The following is a 19,378-nucleotide window of genomic DNA, read 5'->3' as shown; positions in this document are numbered from 1 at the left end:
ATTCTTGAATATAATAACTGATGAGTTAATAAACAACTGATAGTTTCAGTGCTTCCCATGCAAGCTAAGGTTGCTTCAGGCATGATGCATAAAATCCGATGCTTATATTGTTAATTATCAGATAAGGCGAATTATTTATGACATCAACAGCTTTGCTAATCACTCGCCGGTTTGATTTTCGAACACTAAATCCGGTGCGGAGATACGCCGGGTTGATGGTGCTATTTATTTTGCTCGCAATCCCGTTTGCCGATGCAGCGCAGAGTAATTCGCTAAACAGTGACTATGCTTTTTGGTCTGCCAGTGAATTGCAGCATAACCAGCAGAGTATTGCGCAAAACCAGGCGCCAAAGGAGACCATACGGGCTTACCAGCAGTTATTACAGCAGGCGGATAAAGCGCTGCAACGGCCAGATCAAAGTGTCACTGACAAGAGTATTGTGCCGCCCAGTGGTTCGAAACATGATTATCTCAGTCTTAGTGCCTACTGGTGGCCTGATAGCCAAAAAAGTGATGGGTTACCTTGGATGCGCAAAGATGGGCAGATAAATCCGGCCAGTAAAAATGCGGATAGTGACGGGGTGCGTCTGGCTGATTTTACCGCTCAGGTACAGGCGTTGACGCTGGCCTGGTATTTTTCTGGCCAGCAGAAATATGCTGATAAAGCGATTAGCATGATTCGAACCTGGTTTATCAACCCGCAAACGCGCATGAACCCGAACCTCGATTATGCTCAGGGCGTGCCGGGTATTGCTGCGGGACGTGGCACCGGTGTTTTGGATGGGCGCTACTTTGCCACTCGTATTGTCGATTCACTGATTATGTTGCGGCAGAATAAACGTTGGACGGCGCAAGATGAAAAGCAGATGCAACAGTGGATGACGGAATACTTACACTGGCTACAGCACAGCCCGGCAGGTAAAAAAGAGGCGGCGGCGCAGAATAATCACGGTAGCTGGTACACAGTCCAGGTGGCTGGAATTGCCTGGTATTTGCAACAACCACAACGGGTTCGCGAGATGGCTGAATTATTGAAAACCAAACTGGATACTCAACTCGCTGCGGAAGGCTCGCAACCCCTGGAATTGGCACGGACCCGTTCTTTTCATTACAGTTATTTCAGTTTGCAGGCGGCGACGTTGATGGCACAGTTGGCGGATAAAGTGCAAATCGACTTGTGGCGTTATCAAACACCTAATGGCAGTAGTTTGATTAAAGCGCTTGATTTTATGGCTCCTTATTCTGATGAACAGACAAAGTGGCCCTATCGCAGTCTTGATCACATGGGAGTGCGGTTGGTACCACTGATGGTTCAGGCAGATAAAGCGCTAGGCGAGAATCGCTATCAGCGGTGGATCAAACAAGCCGACTTTACTGTTATGCCGAGTAAGGAAGGGGCGAAGCGCAAAGGGGCGGTAACTGAAGCGCGGCGAGATACCTGGTTATTGGCCGTGACTACTCAGCAAGGTGAATAGTTAATTAGGGTATAAATAACAAAAAAAAGCCGGGAGTTATCCCGGCGTAATAACAGGTAATAAATTCACAATGAAGCATTCAAACAGTAAATTAATGAGGGTCATACTAAGGCGAAAAATTTAGAACTGATAAACCAAACCGACCGCAACAACGTTGTCAGTATTCAGTTTCAGTTTATTATCATCACTCAACTGGTTAATTTTATAATCAACATAGGTGGACATGTTTTTATTGAAGTAATAAGACGCACCGATATCAACATATTTAACCAGATCAGTATCACCGATCCCTTCGATATCTTTCCCTTTAGATTGAACATACGCCAGCGATGGTTTCAAACCGAAATCAAATAAATATTGTGCCACTAATTCTACGTTTTGAGTTTTATTAGCAAAACCACTTACACCAGTTGACACATTATTAATGGTTGCCGTACCTGAGATAGGGGTCATATTACGGGTTTCAGCATAGGTTGCGGCCAAATAAACACCGTTGTCATCATATTTCAGACCCGTTGTCCAGGCATCAGCTTTATCGCCTTTACCAAAGTTGCCGTTCTTCTGCGCCGTAGTTCGGTTAGAAGAAGCATATGCAGCAGCCACGCTCACGCCAGCACCAATTTCATAACTGGAAGACAAACCGAAACCGTCGCCATTTTGTTTGGTGGCATCTGCGCGGCCGTTATTGCTATCAGCTTCGCTGCCGTTTTTGCCTTGGTATTGTAGCGAGAATTTCAGCCCATCAACCAGACCGAAGAAATCAGTGTTGCGATAAGTAGCCACACCGGTAGTACGACCGGTCATGAAGTTATCGGTTCTGGTGTAGCTGTCGTTACCGAACTCAGGCAACATATCGGTCCAGGCTGCCACGTCATATAACACACCGTAGTTACGGCCATAATCGATTGAACCTAATTTGCCGTAACGTAAACCAGCAAAAGCTAAACGTGTTTTATTGTCTTTTGTTTCCTGGCTTTCTGCGTAGTTAGCGGCAATGTTATATTCCCACTGGCCATAACCGGACAGTTGGTCAGTAATTTGGGTGGCACCTTTAAAACCAAAACGCACGTAAGATTTATCGCCGTCACTTTTATTATTATCAGAAAAGTAATGCAGTGCTTTGACTTTTCCGTATAAATCAAGTTTATTACCGTCCTTGTTATAAATTTCTGCTGCATGTGACGTAGTGGCAACTAATAAAGCCGGTACCAGGATTGCCAGAAGATTACGTTTCATATTTTTGCCCTGTTTCTCTTATTTAAAAAGACGCGAGTAGAAGATTTTTTTGCTGTATTCAATATCTATCTGAATTCGGCCAGCGCAGAATTTTTACCGCATCTGTGTGATATATTTATGACAAATCATAAATAACTGCGACATTGCGTAAATTTCAGCACGCGGTGATTTGCCAGGTCAGAGGATTTCAGCTACTACGGCGGTGCTTTCGGGCTGACGCCAGCGTTGTGGTGTGGGACAATAGGGCAACACTCAGTTTAGATAAGATATGCATGGCGTTGTCCCCGGCAGTAAAAGAACAAATCAGTCAGTGGTATAAGGCTCTCCAGCAGCAGATCCCGGATTTTATCTCCCGGGCACCGCAGCGCCAGATGATCGCCGAAGTGGCGAAAACGCTGGCCGGTGATGCTGGCCGTCATTTGGCTATTGAGGCACCGACCGGTGTTGGCAAAACGCTGTCTTATCTGATCCCTGGCATTGCAGTCAGCCGAGCAGAAAGCAAACCACTGGTGGTGAGCACCGCTAATGTGGCGCTACAGGATCAGATTTACAGTAAAGACTTGCCGCTATTGAAGAAAATTATTCCCGACCTTAAATTTACCGGTGCTTTCGGGCGTGGACGATATGTGTGTCCACGTAATCTGGCGGCTATGTGTACGGATGTTTCTGGCCAAGGGGATTTATCGCTGTTTCTCGGCGATGAATTGGCCCCCGCCAATGGTGAGGAACAAGCGACTTGTCTGACGCTGTCTAAGCTACTGAGCAGCCATGTCTGGGACGGGCTGCGTGACCATCATCAGTTGGCGCTTAGTGATAGCCTGTGGACTAAATTGAGTACCGATAAGGCTAATTGCCTTGGGCGTAACTGCCATTATTTCCGTGAGTGTCCGTTCTTTATTGCGCGCAAAGAAATCGAAAGTGCCGATGTTGTGGTCGCCAACCATGCATTAGTGATGGCTGCATTGGAAACTGAATCGGTGCTACCCAATCCGAAAGAATTACTGTTGGTATTGGATGAAGGCCACCATTTGCCTGATGTAGCGCGCGATGCGCTAGAAATTGAAGGTGAGATCACCGCGTTCTTTGCCAATATGCAGTTGGATATGATTGTGCGGCTGGTGGATCAATGCATGGTGCAATACCGGCCTAAAAATCCGCCTGGTTTAGCGAATCCAGAGCGCTTGAAAGACCATTGCGAGCAGTTGCGCGAGCTGATGTTGAGTGTGGAACAACAAGTCAGTCAGCTGCTTCCTGCCGATGCCAATCCGGCGGTGTACCGTTTTGAAATGGGTGAGTTACCGGGGAGTTTGACAGAAGATTGCGCCAAATTATTCAAGCTGACCGATGCTTTGCGCGGTTTGGTCGAATTTGTACTGAACGATTTGAGTGAGCAAACCGGTAAGCACGATATTGTGCGTCTGCATCGCGCCATCCTGCAAATGAGCCGTACACTGGGTTATCTGGAGGCCATGAGCAAACTTTGGCGGCTCGCGGCAATGGAAAAAGCCTCGAATGCGCCGATATCCAAATGGGTAACCCGTGATTATCGCGAGAATCAAACGCACCTCTATTTCCACTGTGTTGGCATCCGTGTCAGTGACCAGCTAGATAAAATGTTATGGCGTAAAGTCCCCCATGTGATTGTGACTTCAGCGACATTACGTTCACTCAACAGCTTTGCCCGCTTGCAGGAGCTCAGTGGCCTGAGTGAGAAGGCCGGCGACCGGTTTGAAACACTGTCCTCCCCGTTTAACCATATTGAACAGGGGAAGTTGATTATTCCCAAAATGCGCTTCGAGCCAACTATGGCCCATGAAGCTGAACATCTGGCTGAAATGGCACAATTTTTCCGTGCGCAGCAGGCCAGTGGGCGGCATAAAGGAATGTTGATTTTGTTCAGTAGTCATCGGGCGATGCAAACCTTTCTCAGCCATGTGACCGATCTGCGTTTGATGCTACTGGTGCAGGGGGACCAACCCCGTTACCGACTGGTGGAAGAGCACCGTAAGCGGGTCAATAACGGTACTGCCAGTGTATTGATTGGTCTGCAATCATTTGCTGAAGGGTTGGATTTGAAAGGTGAATTGTTGACCCAGGTTCATATTCACAAAATTTCGTTCCCACCGATTGATAGCCCGGTAATTCTCACGGAAGGGGAGTGGCTGAAGTCGTTAAAACGTTATCCGTTTGAAGTGCAAAGTTTGCCAAGTGCCTCGTTTAATCTGATCCAACAGGTTGGTCGTTTGATTCGTAGTAATCAATGCCACGGTGAGATCGTTATTTACGATCGGCGTTTATTGACTAAGGGTTATGGTTCACGATTGTTGGCGGCACTACCGGTCTTCCCAATTGAACAACCGGAGATGCCGGCGGGGGTGATTATTCCGCCTGCGGTAATAAAAGCCCCGGCGAAGGCGGCGGTAAAAAGAGGGCGGCGGAAACGGACTGTTTTATAAGCATGTTTTCTTTATTCATTAAAACGATATGTTTTCGCGAAGACCAAAACGCTCTGTATTCTGTTGAGGTAAAAGGCCGGCATCACCGGCCTTAACCTTTAGTTAAACAGTCGGAGTACGTGATCTAGAATTAATGAAGACAATGTAAAGTCTGGATCGGCGAAAGTAACACCCTGAGCGCCCAAATGAGAGAACAGAGGCAATGTTAGTGCTGGTAGCACGCATAAAAGCAGCCCGTTAATACCACTGGCGATAAGTGCTCCACGGAACCCCCCCGTCGCATTGCCAAAAATAGCGGCTGCACCGCCGGTAATAAAACTGGCCATAATGCCTGGTACGATAATGGGCAATCCAATAAATGGGAAGATAAGGATACAAACCAGCTCGACGGAAAAACTCATCAAAAATCCGATTAGTGTCGCATTAGGTGCTTTGGTAAATAGCACCATAACATCAACGGCAGGTACAGAGCCTGGTGCAAATACTCGCGCGAAGCCTTTAAAGGCAGGGACGATTTCAGCGGTAAATAAATTAACTCCAGCCTTAGCTAAATAGAGTCCGCATGTAAAAATAGCCGACTGCTCCAAGATGAAGATAATCACATTTTTATCAGCAGCACCGGCCCCATAAACCAATTTCATTGCATCTGTAATCTGCGGTTGTGTCGCAAAAATACAAGATATCAATAACAAAATTAACATGGTTAATAGTGTGGCAATATTGGGTTCGCGCAGGAAATCAAACTTATTACTGATTTTAATGTTTTCAGTGTCAGAGTTTTTATTACCGAACCATTTCCCCATGTAAGAGCCTATTACGTAAGAGGAAATTGCGGCATGGGAAATAGCATACTCATTTGAACCAATGATTTCACGACTGAATCGGCTAAGAATATAGGGTGATACGGCCATATAAAAACCAATAATAATTGTGGCGATAATAACTATTGGATAATGGCTGTAGCCCAGTTGCATAAGCACGGCAGTCAATGCAAAAGCCATAAATAAAACAAGGTGTAATGATAAATAGATAAATTTGAACCGGGTAAACCTTGCCAACAGAATGTTGAGTATCATAGAAAATAGCAGAATAAGTGCTGCTGTTGCACCAATTTTATCAATTGTTGCCGCCATGATAGCTTCATTACTGGGTACGACACCGACAATATTAAATGCACTGGAAAATAGTGTGCTGAATGCCGTAAGTACCTTCATTAAAATACTGCCACCGACTTTTATCATCGTAAACCCGATAAAAGAGAGGAAAGTACCGGTAATTAAACGAGAAACAGATGCTTTTTGAAAGAGTAAACCTAAAAATGCCACAATGGCAATTATTACTGCTGGTGTTTTTACTAAACTAAGCAATATATCCAACTTACCACCTCACCCCGAAGATATGCATATCGTAAAATATGTTTTTATTAACATTTTTATTAACATTTTTATGACAAATGATGTTGTCACAAATAAAGTATCCCTTTAATGCTAAAAGTTATTCGAGTTGCACATCACATAATTAAAACATAATTCCATTTTATGTGGAATACTATTTTAATTTTGTTTTTATTGTGTTCTGAAGTTGTTGTGAAAATGCATATAAATACAGTGAAAACTGTTTTCATCTGAAATCTTTTTCTATGCGTATAAATCCAATGACTAAGATTATATAAGCCGCTGGTGAGCTGACTCTAGCAAGTCAAGCCTGGCAGTACCTCCGGTGTAAATTGCGGGTTATTGGTTAGCGGCAACGTTAACTGTTATCGACATGTTTAGCAGGCAGGGGTAAAGCAGAATGAAACAGCTAATGGCAGAGTTTATTGGCACTTTCTGGCTGGTGTTAGGCGGGTGTGGTAGCGCAGTATTGGCTGCAATGTTCCCGGTGGCGGGTATTGGATTTTTGGGGGTGGCATTGGCGTTTGGGCTGACTGTCGTCACGATGGCGTATGCACTGGGGCATGTCTCAGGTGCGCATTTTAACCCGGCAGTGTCACTCGGTTTATGGGTGGGTGGGCGTTTCTCTGGCGCACAATTAGTGCCTTATATTGTGGCGCAAGTGCTGGGGGGGCTGGCCGGGGCCGCTATTTTGTATTTAATCGCCAGTGGCAAAGCCGGGTTTGATGTCAGTGCCGGGTTCGCCAGTAATGGTTTTGGTGTTCGCTCGCCGGGGGGATATAACTTACAAGCGGTACTGGTGGCTGAAGTGGTTCTTACCATGGGGTTTGTGATGGTTATCATGGGGGCGACCGATAAACCTTCTCATGCAATTGCAGCGCCGTTGGCTATTGGGCTATGTCTTACACTGATCCATTTAATCAGTATTCCAGTGGATAATACCTCGGTAAATCCCGCACGTAGTACCGCTGTAGCTATTTTTGCCGGTGGAATCGCATTGCAGCAATTATGGGTATTCTGGCTGGCCCCGTTGGTAGGCGGAGCCTTAGGTGGCGCTATTTATCGGGTATTATTTAGCCCACCGGAAGAGTTAAACAAACCACTGTAGTTTGCCTGTCACTGCCGCAAGTTGTTCTGGCAGTGGCGGGTTTCACCCGCTAGCCTACCATCAGTACCACTCCTCTCTATTAGCCGCGCAGTTCTAATTATTTCGGGTATCGCTATCACTATTAGTGATAAAGTTTCAGCAATAAGTTACCTGATTTATGTTTAACCGCGACGGACAGGGGAAATGCCGCACCATGGATTACAGTAAAATTATTAAAGAGATTGGGCGCGGTAAGAATCATGCGCGTGATCTGGACAAGCTTACCGCTTATGAACTGTATAAAGTCATGTTGGCAGGGCAGGTCCCCGAGTTGGAGCTAGGGGGGATCCTGATAGCCTTTCGTATTAAAGGTGAATCCGAACAGGAGATTCTGGGCTTTTATCAGGCGATGCAAGAACAGGTGATGCCACTACGCGCGCCAATGGATTATCCACTCCCCGTGGTGATCCCAAGTTATAATGGTGCGCGCAAACAGGCTAATCTGACCCCGTTATTGGCATTATTACTTTCACGTCTGGGGTTACCGGTGGTGGTACACGGCGTGACTGAGGACAGCAGCCGGGTAACCAGTGCCGAGATTTTCCAGCAACTGAATATTCCGTGGTCACTTGATGCCGCTGAAGCCCAACAACGGCTTGATAGCGGGTTGCCGGTATTTATCCCTGTATCAGCATTATCGACTCAATTAGACCAACAATTACAGTTACGCTGGCGGATGGGGGTTAGAAATAGCAGTCACACATTGGCGAAACTGGCAACACCGTTTATTCACGAGAATGCATTGCGTCTTGCCAGTGTTTCGCACCCAGAATATATGCAAAAAGTCGGCGGTTTCTTTCAGGCGATCGGCGCACCGGCACTGCTACAGCAAGGGACCGAAGGGGAGGTTTATGCTAACCCATCGCGTTGCCCACCAATTCATTACATCAATGGGGGGGAACAGCAAATTTTACTGGATCGCCAGTTAGAGCAGGGCGAACTGGTGTTACCCTCGTCGAAAGATGCCGCCATAACGGCCCGCTGGATTGAAGGTTGTTTGGCGGGTGAATGGCCTATTCCTGATGCTATCCAAAAACAGTTAGCATGTTGTCTGGTGGCAGTCGGGCGGGCTGATACCCTCGAGCATGCGCTGCAACAGATTGAGGCTATGTGAGTTTTTGCGCGAGCGACGGGGTAAAGTGGTATCAGAGAGTGGCACTGAACTAAGCCCATTTATTCTGAGTAAATCGTGGCGATAACATCAAATGAAGTCGCCTACCGATAGGATTCGCTGTTATTTTGATGGCAATACCCACCACCCGTTCTGCGGCAATTTATGCTATCTTACGCGCCAGAAAATGCCGATCAGAGAGCCAGACGATGGAAAACAAAAAAATATTCCCCAAAGAAAAAAGCGGATTGCATCCCCGAAATCGTCATCGCTCACGCTATGATTTTGATGCTCTTTCAGTAAGTTGCCCGGAGTTAGTTCCTTTTCTGACAGCTACCGCCTATGGTGATATTTCTATCGATTTTGCCGATCCTCTGGCGGTCAAAATGCTCAACCGGGCATTGCTGAAGCATTTCTACGGTATTGAATATTGGGATATTCCAGCTGACTTTTTATGCCCACCGATCCCAGGTCGTGCTGACTATGTGCACCATCTGGCCGACTTATTGGCCAGTTGTAATGAAGGGGTTATCCCGCAGGGTAGAAATATTGCGCTGTTGGATATTGGCGTCGGTGCCAACTGTATTTATCCGATTATTGGTCAGCGGGAATACGGCTGGCGTTTTACCGGGACTGACATTGATCCGCAAGCACTCAGTGCGGCAAAAATGGTGGTGTCAATGAACCCGACGCTGAAAAACACCTTACGACTTAAACAGCAAAAAGACTCACAAGCTATTTTCGACGGTATTCTGGCGGTGAATGAACGTTACGATGCCACACTATGTAATCCGCCGTTCCATGCCTCCGCCGAAGAGGCCGCAGCAACCACGCGTCGCAAGTTGCACAAACTGGGTAAAAGTGAAGTTGCCGCTAAACCGGTACAAAACTTTGGCGGGAAAAATAGCGAATTGTGGTGTGAAGGTGGAGAAGAAGGGTTCGTTAGTCGCATGGTGGCAGAGAGCGCAACTAAGGCGCAAAACTGCTTTTGGTTCACTTCATTGATCTCGAAGAAGACCACCTTACCGGCAATCTATCATGCCCTGCGCTATGCCAACGCCGTTGAGGTCCGTACCATTGATATGGCACAAGGGCAAAAAGTCAGCCGGTTTGTGGCATGGACGTTCCTGACGCCGGAGCAGCAGGTGGCGTGGAAAGCTGAACGTTGGTAATACCCTTCGTCCTTGACGCCGCAGGGGTGTTGGCTGCGCGCACTTACCCGAATCACTGATTTGAGTCTGTTATATCTATGGGCAATATTCAATTATAGGGATATTGCTCTATTTCCCTCTCATTGCACTAACAGCAAACCCCCATATTTTCGTCTATGCTAATTAAGATAAATCTTAGTCAGGCGCTATAGCTGACAAATCTTGCTTATATTGTGATGATTTTTTCTTTTTGATTTTATTAACTCAGCTACCTCATCGTCCAGGGTGAAGAATAAAACTTACACCTGCCCTCTTTCACGGGGCAGGGGTTTTATTGTGCAAATAGGTTGATAGCCACATGACTTATTTTTTGCTTAATCATTCGCCATAAGGACTCAATTTATGTTGTTCAATTTCAGCTCATCTCAGGCATCCCCTCGTGCCGAACTGACATCGATTGATAGTGCTGTCCCGATGATTATTTTCAAGCCAGATGGTACGGTGAAACACGCTAATACATTATTTTTACAAGCAATGGGATACCAACAGGATGAGGTGGTCGGCAAACATCATAAACTGTTCTGTGACCCACAATATGTACTCACTGATGCCTACCGCCGCCACTGGCAACTGCTCAATGAAGGGCGACCGATTACCGATAATATTAAGCGTATCCGCAAGGATGGCAGCATTGTTTGGTTGCAGGGAACCTATACACCGGTACTCGATAGTAGTGGAAATGTGATTGAAATTATTAAGCTCGCCAGTGATGTGACCGAGCGTATTTTGCAATCTCAGGAACACCAGAGTTTGCTAAAAGCACTTAACCGTTCAATGGGGATGATCACTTTCACACCACAAGGCATTATTTTGGATGCCAACGAGAATCTGCTGAAGGTTATTGGTTATTCACTGGCAGATATTCAACATAAATCTCATCAGATACTCTGCACACCAGAATTTGCACATAGCGATGAGTACCATCAGCACTGGCAGCGGTTAGCCCATGGTGAGTTTATTATCGGCCGTTTTGAGCGTCTTAATAGACATGGCAAACGGGTATGGCTGGAGGCCAGTTATAACCCGATTATGGATAACGAGGGACAAGTGATTAAAGTGGTGAAGATTGCTCAGGATATTACACAATTGATGTTGCAGCAGGAGCATGAGGAGAACCTGATCCGCGATGTGCACCATTTATCATTAACCACCGACCGTTCAGCGTCACAAGGGGCTGAGATTGTTCAACAGGCGGTTCGTGGTATGCAAGAGGTTGAGTCTATTGCACGCGAAACCTCTGATGTGGTCAGTGATTTGGGCCGCTGCTCACAAGAGATTGGTACCATGGTGGAAGCGATTCGTAAAATATCGTCTCAAACGAATCTATTAGCGATCAATGCCTCGATTGAAGCGGCTCATGCCGGTGAGCATGGCAAGGGTTTCTCGGTGGTGGCAAGTGAGGTCCGAATATTAGCGGACCAGTCACGCAAGGCAGCGGCTGAAATCGAGCAGATGACAAAGAGCATACAGAATGGAGTGATGGCGGCTATCAAGGGTATGGGGACTTGTGTCGAACAAGCGGGGGGCGGGGTGACGCTGACCCAAGATGCCGGTGAGGTTATTAATCAGGTCAATATTGGGATGCAGGATGTGGTGAAACTCATGACCGCATTTGCTCAGGTCAAGAATCAACAAGCGCCGATATGATTGGCCTATCAGCATAAAAAATCTGGCGGGGATCATCAAGATGCCCGCCAGAGGTATTTTAGGGTAATGTCAGCCTGCGCATCAGGAAACGTGTTGGAGGAATTCCCGTAAACGTTCACTTGGCGGATTTGAGATAAGGCTATCCGGGTTGCCATCCTCAGCGACCCGACCTTTATCAATGAAGATAAGACGCGATGCCACTTTCTGGGCAAACCCCACTTCATGGGTGACGATGACCATGGTCATGCCTTCTTCGGCCAAGTCCTTCATTACCGTCAATACTTCGTGACGTAATTCTGGGTCCAGTGCCGAGGTCGGCTCATCAAACAACATCAACTTGGGTTTTACCGCCAGCGCCCGAGCGATAGCGACACGCTGCTGTTGGCCACCCGATAGCTCTGCGGGAAAATGATGCGCGCGTTCTTCCAATCCAACTTTGGTTAACAACGCCATAGCGAGTTTGTTGGCTGCCTCTTTAGAAGCACCACGAACGCGAATCGGACCAAAGGCGACGTTTTCCAAGGCCGTCAGGTGGGGGAACAGATAAAACTGTTGGAACACCATGCCAGCTTCCTGACGGATCAGGCGCTCATCGACTTTGGGATCATTGACATTCAGACCATCGACAATCAACTCACCACTGGTGATAACTTCCAGCTTATTGATACAACGCAGCAGGGTGGACTTACCCGAGCCGGAAGGGCCAATAATAACCACCACTTCACCCTTGGTGATATTCAAATTGATGTCGTGAAGCACTTGGGTTTTACCAAAGTGTTTAGAGACGTTTTTGAATTCAATCATATTATTTTCAGCTTTCTTTCTAACCGGCGCAGAACGAAGCTCAGAGCCAAGGTGATAATCAGGTAGATCACCGCCACCGCACTCCATATCTCCATGGCGCGGAAGTTGCCGGCAATAATTTCCTGACCCTGACGAGTCAGTTCTGCTACGCCAATCACGATAAACAGTGAGGTGTCTTTAATACTGACGATCCACTGGTTACCGAGTGGTGGCAGCATACGGCGCAGGGCCAAAGGGGCTATTACGTAACGCAAGGTATCGCGTTTGGATAAGCCGAGAGCCAGACCGGCCTCGCGGAACCCATTGTGGATTGACAGCACCGCACCACGGGTAATTTCTGCGATGTAAGCCCCTGAGTTAATAATAATTGTCACAACGGCTGCTGAGAAAGGATCGATGCGCACCGGCATCATCATCGGTAACGCAAAGTAGATAAACATCACCTGCACCACAATCGGCGTGCCACGGATCAGTTCAATAAAGACTAATGCGATATTTCTGCTCAGCCAACCGCCATAGGCGCGGGCAAACCCTGCTATAACCCCAATAATCAGGCCGCCAAGCAACCCCAGGACCGAGATCCATAGGGTTAACTTGGCGCCTTCAAGCAGGATTGGGATGGCGGGCCAAATAGCGCTCCATTCAAACTGCATGGATATTCTCCTGGTCTAAAAACGGCAAAAATGAATTACTTAGGTTCTACGCCGAACCATTTTTTATAGATTGCAGCGTAAGTGCCGTCTTCTTTCAGAGATTTCAGAGCAACGTTAACTTTGTCACGCAGGTCACTGCCTTGTGGGAATGCAACACCATATTGCTGGGCTTTGATAGATTCACCCACCGCTTTGAACTGGCCATTGCCGGCAGTTTTGATGAAGTAAAGGATGTTTGGCGTGTCATGCAAAACGGCATCAGCGCGGCCAGTACCTAACTCCAAATAGGCGTTATCGATATTCGGGAATTGGCGCAGGTCTTTGGTTTTGATGTTGGCTTTAGCATAATCGACAGAACCGGTGCCGCTTTTGACTGCCAACACTTTACCTTTCAGATCAGCTTCGCCTTTGATGTCATTGTTGTCAGCTTTTACCATCACCAGCAGGCCGCTGTTGTAGTAGCCATCAGAGAAATCAACGGCTTTTTTACGTTCGTCGGTAATAGTGATACCGGCTAGTGCCAGATCCACGTTCTTGGTTTGCAGTGCTGGAATGATACCGCTGAAATCCATTGGTTTCAGGGTGTATTTCAAATCCAGTTTCTTCGCGATGGCATCCCATAAGTCGATATCAAAACCGACATATTTATCCCCTTGTTTGAATTCAAAAGGGACGAACGCGGTGTCGGTAGCAACAATCAGTTCTTTTTCTGCGGCGTGGGAGCTAACAGCAAAGGCCAGCGTGAGCGCGGCCAATGAAACTTTGACAAATGACTTCATAAGTGGGAGTTCCTTTGTACTTTTGTGGATAGAGATCCGTTTTTTATATTTCAGATAGCAATATGAAAAGATCGTGCCAGAAATGCAAGTTATTTAAAAATAACGAAATTATTCTAAGTGATTAGCACGCAATTACTTAGCTGACACTATTTGCACCATAGTGACTCACCAAAATAGTGCGTTAATATCATTTTGGTGCAACTAATCCATTATTTACTTATTATTAACTAATTCGTTAATAATGTACAATCTATAATCAACATCAATGTAACGATATTGTTAACTATCTCCGATTTTTGTTCGATAATGGTGCAATAAGGGGGGGAAGGGGAGGGATTGCTATCTGAGTTGGCTATCTTTACTGCCACGGCGGTTATATCCGGCATGGCTGGCCTGATGCTTGTCTAATTGATTCTGGCAGTTCAGGCAATATTTAACCCCCGCCAGAACTTTACGCCGTGCTTCTGGAATGGCTTGACCACATTCAAGGCAATATAGCTCACTTTCACCACTGCCAAGAGCCTGTCTTGCGCGTTGCACCGCATCTTCAACGGTGGAGTCAATTTGATCTTGTACTGCGCCGTCGCCGGCCCATCCACTTGCCATATGACCTCCGTGCGTAGGGCCGGATAACCGGCCCTGTACCCATCATCGTTAAAATTGCAGGTGTATTGGCTATTCTCATTACCCGGTCTATCTTCCTGCCATTTTACGATCTATTGGGTATCATACTGAGGATTACTCAATATTTGACTCGATAAACCACAGGAATTTATCCAGATCACGAGATGCGGCAGTAAACATATCAGCACTGTCTTCATCTTCTACTTCTGAAATTGCCTTACGAATATCATTAGCAACCACGGCGTAGCGGTCTGCCAGCGCTTTAAGATGTTCTTGCACGCTATGGATATTGGTTGGGTAACTTTTCAGCGGTGTTTTATCATTAATGACTTGTGTGGTCCCCAATGCGACACCACCTAGTTGTACGGCGCGTTCTGCGAAGGTATCCAGGTGGTCAGTGAGGGCTGTGCGGAAGCCATCCAGCATTTCATGCACCGCGATAAAGTTGGCACCGCGCATATTCCAGTGAGCCTGTTTGGTCATCAGCGACAGATCAATAAACTGAATAACCATACGGTTTAATGCTTTCACGGTGTCAACTTTGACATGTTCTTCAACATCGTTGCGGGTATAGAGCAGGTCGGAAGATTTTGTTTTTACCAGTTTTGCTGTACTCATAATAGGTATCCCTTTATTGAGTTGATTACCAATTTCTTCACCGCAATAAGTATAACAAAGATATTTAAGTTTGTAGGGTAGATTCGGCCTATCAATTAAATAGTTGATAGTGGTGTTTATTTGTAAATGTAATTTATTGTTTCGTTTTAATAATATTTTCATCGCGGTGTTTATGGCTAATTGAAAATAACTATTACTGTGATTTGTATGGTTTTTATGAGGTCAATATCCATTTGGGTGCTTTCAATAATATTTAATGTCACGGATGAGGCGAAGGTGTTATTAATTAATGGCTTGGCGAACATGAATAATATATATAATGCGATGAATAGTTCCGTACCGGAACGAATCAGCAGCTATGCCAGTCAATAAATTCAACCAACATACCCGGTATGACTACCGGGCGTGGGCAACAATAAACAAGCGGGGGAATGCCAACAAACGGCGGCCATCGGCCTGTTGCGGATAGGCCACATCAATGATTGCCAGATAGTCTTGCAAAAAATCCAATCGCATTGCGTCAGAGAGCGGTTCAAGAAAAGGCCGTAAACCTGTGGCTCGCAGCCAATCGACGATGGCTTGCGCTGAAGGCATCGGGTGGTAATAGGTAGTGCGCCAAATATCTACCCGCTCTGCATTGGGGGCCAGTAAGTCATAATACTGATTGGCTGACAGAACCTTCGCCCGTATTGCCCCCGCCTCTTGTAGTGCTTGCTGCCATGGACCGTTTTCTGCAACTTCACGCATAGCTCGATGGCTGGGTTCCTCCAGATTATCTGGCATCTGGACCGCAAGTATGCCGTGGGTAGCCAACCTGGAGAACAAATAAGGAAAGAGTTGCTGATGATCGGTAAGCCACTGTAACGATGCGTTAGCATAAATAAGATCTTGTGGCTCAGCGGGTTGCCACTGGCGAATATCCGCTTCAAGAAATGCACATGCCGGCAGGCGCTGTTGCGCACTGGCCAACATCGCCACCGAGTTATCAATCCCAACCAGCTGCGCCTGCGGAAAACGCTGGTGCAGCAATTGGGTAGAGTTGCCTGGCCCACAACCTAAATCACTGATGCGCTGTGGCTGGGTAGTGCTGATATGTGCGAGCAAATCACCGGCAGGGCGGGTACGTTCTGCTTCAAATTGGCGGTATAAATCAGGATCCCAGTCTTGCATGCATAACCTCCGGTAGAAAAAGATCAGTAATGCGGATAAGTGATAGCCGCTAACGCGTGCATATTTATCTATTATAGATTCTGCAATGGCCCGCTAAACAGCACCGCACCGGTTGGCTGGCCAGTGGGCGAACCGCCGTGAGGCTCCAGACTGATTGCTAATAATGAATTCGCCATTAACTGGTTTTCAGTCAGAGTCAGTTGTGTCGGCCCATGGGTATTGAGTAACCCCAGAGAGTGTGGTTTTTCACCCGCCGGAATACTCCATAATTCAAGGCTATTACGCTCACTGACTACCACGGGGTTAAGGGGAGTTAATGTCAGGCTACGAGTCGATTTCTCCAGACTGACCACCCATTGACCACTTTGCTGGCTATTGGAGAGCACGGCCACCGGGACGGCTGTTGGTGGCTCTACCAATAAACGTGGGATAACCAGGACTGCGGCCAGTGCGGCGGCGACAGCCCAACCCAAATAAGACCAACGATTACGTTTGATATGGCGCAGATTGATTGGTGGTAACTCTAACTCCAGCCGCTTCCATACGCGTTCAGGGGGCTCCAGCGGGGCCAATTGATTATCCAGTTGGGTAAACAGACGCTGCCAACTGGCAACATCTGCCGCCAACTGTGGGTCACGACGGAATCGGCGTTCAAAACGCAGCCGGGCAAGTCCGCGCAGGGTTCCCAGCGCATATTCAGCGGCCAATGCTGAGTCATATTCGCGTCTGTTTTTCATAAGCCTACGCAGCCCTTCAAGTGATCGAGTGCACGACGTATCCAGCTTTTTATCGTACCCAGTGGTTGTTGTAGATGAGTAGAGATCTCCCCATGAGAAAGCCCCTGATAATAAGCCAACATAATACTTTGTCGTTGCTCAACCGGTAGATGTGCCAAACAGTCTGCCAATTGTTTAGCTTCACTGTCTTGCTGCAATTGAGCCAGAGGCGTCAGTGTGTCATCGGTCAAATAATCGGTTTGATCATCGTTCAACGTTTGCAGACGATTATCACTGCCGCGCATCAAATCGATGGCCCGATTACGTACAATATGGGTCAACCAGGTCAATGGGGCACTGAGTTGCGCATTGTAATTATCGGCCCGATGCCAGACGGTGAGAAAACAGTCGTGCAAAACCTCCTCTGCCCGAGCAGGGTTGCGCAGCATTCTTAAGGCGACCGCGAAGAGTCTGGGGGAAGTGAGCCGGTATAGTTTTTCAAACGCGGACTGATCACCTTGAGCAATGGCATCGATCAGCCCGATTTGTTGTTCCAGTGAGTATTCATTCATGCGCCAATCCCTAAAAAAGCCGTCAGGTGCAGTGAGACACTGCACCCAGTATAGACGGGTTTTATTTAGGCATCAGAACAGTATCAATCACATCGATCACGCCATTTTTCTGTTGTACATCATAGGTGCTGATATTAGCGATGTTCCCTTTTCCATCTTTAAGCTGAATGTTATGTGGCCCGTTGTTCATAATCCACAGTGATTGGCCATTGACAGTTTTCAGCTCGGCAGTACCCCCTGCGGCTTTAATTTTACTTTCTAACTGTTTCATATCGTAGTTCCCGGCCACCACGTGATAGGTCAAGATTTGGGTGAGCATGGCTTTATTTTCTGGTTTGACCAGACTTTCAACTGCACCGGCGGGCAATTTTGCAAACGCGGCATTGGTGGGCGCGAACAGGGTAAATGGCCCGGGGCCTTGCAGGGTATCAACCAACCCCGCAGCTTTAACCGCAGCGACTAAGGTCGTGTGATCTTTGGAGTTAACCGCATTCTCGATAATATTTTTACTCGGCAACATCGAAGCACCACCTACCATAACAGTTTCGGACATCATGGCGGCCATAGAGACAGTACTGAACAGTAAGGAAGCACAGATAGCAGTACGAAGAAGCGTTTTCATAATGTATTCCTTTTAGGAGGGTTGAGGTGAAGTCTTGCCTCACATCTACCTATACGAATCAGCCTGGTGTTTTGGATGCAAAAAAAGGGAAAATAATTAATAAAAAACGCCAACCCGTGCAGTGCTGGGCTGGCGTTTGATAAATAACAATAGGATAGAAGGTGAGAGAGCTGAACTAGCCAGCACCCTTCAGGCAATTTGATCCAGTTGTGGCTTGGGTTTGATAGTCAGTGTGGCCCCGATAGAGGCACTGATAATTGATGCCAGAGCCAACCATTGAACCCATGTCAGATGTTCATTTAAGAATACCAACCCTGAAATGGCCGCCAGTGCTGGCTCCAGACTCATTAACGTGCCAAATGTGCGCGTAGGGAGCCGGGTCAGTGCGACCATTTCCAGTGAGTAGGGCAATGCCGTTGACAAAATAGCGACAGCCAGAGCAACGGGGAGAATGGCGGGATCGAACAGGGCAAGGCCGTTATATGCTACGCCAATTGGGCAAAATACCAGTGCTGCGATCAGAGAACCCACCGCGACAGTCCCAGGACCGTGATCACCGCCGGCTTTCTGCCCTGAAATAATATACAGCGCCCAACAGGCTCCCGCACCCAAGGCACAAGCCGCGCCAAATAAATCAATGGTACCAATGTTATGTCCCAGCGGTAATAAGAACCATAGCCCCAGAACGGCCAACCCTACCCAGATAAAGTCCACCGGGCGGCGAGAAGAGAACATGACAACCGCCAACGGGCCGGTGAACTCCAATGCGACGGCAATACCCAATGGCACCGTTTTTAGTGACAGGTAAAACAAAAAGTTCATTCCACCTAATGTCACACCATAAATAAGCAAGGGTAAGCGGCTGCCTGAGGTGAATCGCATTCGCCAAGGTTTAAAGATGACAAACAAAATAAGTGTGCCGATACCGAGCCGCAGCGAGGTTATTCCTTGCGCGCCAACCAGTGGGAACAAACTTTTCGCCAACGATGCACCACTCTGGATGGAGATCATGGCAATCACCAGCAACAGAATAGGGACTAAGGGTAAGGGGAGTGAATGTTTGGATGAAGGAGACAAAGACATCCTGTTAAGCCTCAAAGAAAATTATTAGGTAACTATCTTTGCCAGTGTAAATGAAATGTC

General features: G+C 47.1%; 18 protein-coding genes. 6 read left to right on the top strand and 12 right to left on the bottom strand.

Annotated elements, in window-relative coordinates; all coding sequences use genetic code 11:
• The first annotated feature begins 137 nt into the window (after positions 1 to 137).
• Complete coding sequence (locus V1956_RS17860; protein WP_420074808.1) at positions 138 to 1,475, top strand: alginate lyase family protein; 1,338 nt, start codon at positions 138 to 140, stop codon at positions 1,473 to 1,475.
• A 120-nt stretch (positions 1,476 to 1,595) separates the two neighbouring features.
• Here V1956_RS17860 and ompF2 read toward each other — a convergent pair whose 3' ends face one another.
• Complete coding sequence (gene ompF2, locus V1956_RS17855; RefSeq protein ID WP_372558412.1) at positions 1,596 to 2,711, bottom strand: porin OmpF2; 1,116 nt, start codon at positions 2,709 to 2,711, stop codon at positions 1,596 to 1,598.
• A 272-nt stretch (positions 2,712 to 2,983) separates the two neighbouring features.
• Between ompF2 and dinG the strand changes: the two genes are divergently transcribed.
• Positions 2,984 to 5,167: an ATP-dependent DNA helicase DinG gene (gene dinG / locus V1956_RS17850; protein WP_372558413.1), complete on the top strand. Its 2,184-nt coding sequence runs from the start codon at positions 2,984 to 2,986 to the stop codon at positions 5,165 to 5,167.
• Positions 5,168 to 5,265: 98 nt separating this feature from the next.
• Here dinG and V1956_RS17845 read toward each other — a convergent pair whose 3' ends face one another.
• Complete coding sequence (locus V1956_RS17845; protein ID WP_083159450.1) at positions 5,266 to 6,543, bottom strand: PTS ascorbate transporter subunit IIC; 1,278 nt, start codon at positions 6,541 to 6,543, stop codon at positions 5,266 to 5,268.
• A 418-nt stretch (positions 6,544 to 6,961) separates the two neighbouring features.
• Between V1956_RS17845 and aqpZ the strand changes: the two genes are divergently transcribed.
• The 4 genes from aqpZ to V1956_RS17825 all read left to right on the top strand — a co-directional run bounded on the left by aqpZ (position 6,962) and on the right by V1956_RS17825 (position 11,677).
• Positions 6,962 to 7,669, top strand: coding sequence for an aquaporin Z (gene aqpZ / locus V1956_RS17840; protein ID WP_083159448.1), 708 nt, complete (start codon positions 6,962 to 6,964; stop codon positions 7,667 to 7,669).
• 193 nt (positions 7,670 to 7,862) lie between these two features.
• The gene (ybiB, locus tag V1956_RS17835; RefSeq protein ID WP_372558416.1) at positions 7,863 to 8,822 is read left to right on the top strand and encodes a DNA-binding protein YbiB; all 960 of its coding nucleotides are present in this window, start codon (positions 7,863 to 7,865) and stop codon (positions 8,820 to 8,822) included.
• Positions 8,823 to 9,028: 206 nt separating this feature from the next.
• Positions 9,029 to 9,991 (top strand): 23S rRNA (adenine(1618)-N(6))-methyltransferase RlmF, encoded by a 963-nt coding sequence (gene rlmF, locus V1956_RS17830; RefSeq protein ID WP_442825828.1) that lies wholly within the window; start codon positions 9,029 to 9,031, stop codon positions 9,989 to 9,991.
• A 381-nt stretch (positions 9,992 to 10,372) separates the two neighbouring features.
• A complete protein-coding gene (locus V1956_RS17825) occupies positions 10,373 to 11,677 on the top strand; it encodes a methyl-accepting chemotaxis protein (RefSeq protein WP_420072399.1) in 1,305 nt (434 codons plus the stop codon).
• Positions 11,678 to 11,758: 81 nt separating this feature from the next.
• Here the strand turns inward: V1956_RS17825 and glnQ are convergent, their stop codons facing one another.
• The 10 genes from glnQ to rhtA form a co-directional block, all read right to left on the bottom strand.
• Positions 11,759 to 12,481 carry a glutamine ABC transporter ATP-binding protein GlnQ gene (gene glnQ, locus V1956_RS17820; protein WP_372558418.1) on the bottom strand — a complete coding sequence of 241 codons (723 nt, stop codon included), beginning with the start codon at positions 12,479 to 12,481 and terminating at the stop codon, positions 11,759 to 11,761.
• Positions 12,478 to 13,134 (bottom strand): glutamine ABC transporter permease GlnP, encoded by a 657-nt coding sequence (gene glnP / locus V1956_RS17815; RefSeq protein ID WP_004709093.1) that lies wholly within the window; start codon positions 13,132 to 13,134, stop codon positions 12,478 to 12,480. The genes glnQ and glnP overlap by 4 nt, the downstream gene beginning before the upstream one ends.
• A gap of 35 nt (positions 13,135 to 13,169) precedes the next feature.
• On the bottom strand, positions 13,170 to 13,913 hold the full coding sequence (gene glnH, locus V1956_RS17810; protein ID WP_372558419.1) for a glutamine ABC transporter substrate-binding protein GlnH: 744 nt from the start codon (positions 13,911 to 13,913) through the stop codon (positions 13,170 to 13,172).
• 339 nt (positions 13,914 to 14,252) lie between these two features.
• Positions 14,253 to 14,519, bottom strand: a complete 267-nt coding sequence (locus V1956_RS17805) for a DksA/TraR family C4-type zinc finger protein (protein ID WP_083159440.1) — start codon at positions 14,517 to 14,519, stop codon at positions 14,253 to 14,255.
• Positions 14,520 to 14,651: 132 nt separating this feature from the next.
• Entirely contained in the window at positions 14,652 to 15,155 is a 504-nt protein-coding gene (gene dps, locus V1956_RS17800) for a DNA starvation/stationary phase protection protein Dps (RefSeq protein ID WP_372558421.1), read from the bottom strand.
• 396 nt (positions 15,156 to 15,551) lie between these two features.
• A complete protein-coding gene (tam, locus tag V1956_RS17795; RefSeq protein WP_420075367.1) occupies positions 15,552 to 16,325 on the bottom strand; it encodes a trans-aconitate 2-methyltransferase in 774 nt (257 codons plus the stop codon).
• Between the two features lie 71 nt (positions 16,326 to 16,396).
• Entirely contained in the window at positions 16,397 to 17,062 is a 666-nt protein-coding gene (locus V1956_RS17790; protein ID WP_420075368.1) for an anti-sigma factor, read from the bottom strand.
• On the bottom strand, positions 17,059 to 17,613 hold the full coding sequence (locus V1956_RS17785) for a sigma-70 family RNA polymerase sigma factor (RefSeq protein WP_083159432.1): 555 nt from the start codon (positions 17,611 to 17,613) through the stop codon (positions 17,059 to 17,061). The genes V1956_RS17790 and V1956_RS17785 overlap by 4 nt, the downstream gene beginning before the upstream one ends.
• Before the next feature lie 61 nt (positions 17,614 to 17,674).
• Entirely contained in the window at positions 17,675 to 18,235 is a 561-nt protein-coding gene (locus tag V1956_RS17780) for a fasciclin domain-containing protein (protein ID WP_442825437.1), read from the bottom strand.
• 189 nt (positions 18,236 to 18,424) lie between these two features.
• Positions 18,425 to 19,318 carry a threonine/homoserine exporter RhtA gene (gene rhtA, locus V1956_RS17775; RefSeq protein WP_442825436.1) on the bottom strand — a complete coding sequence of 298 codons (894 nt, stop codon included), beginning with the start codon at positions 19,316 to 19,318 and terminating at the stop codon, positions 18,425 to 18,427.
• Between the last annotated feature and the right edge of the window lie 60 nt (positions 19,319 to 19,378).

It is taken from the genome of Yersinia sp. 2540 StPb PI (assembly GCF_052217165.1).
GTDB lineage: Bacteria > Pseudomonadota > Gammaproteobacteria > Enterobacterales > Enterobacteriaceae > Yersinia > Yersinia enterocolitica_E.
Note: the sequence above shows the minus strand (reverse complement) of the source record. Positions and strands in the feature narration are given on the sequence as shown.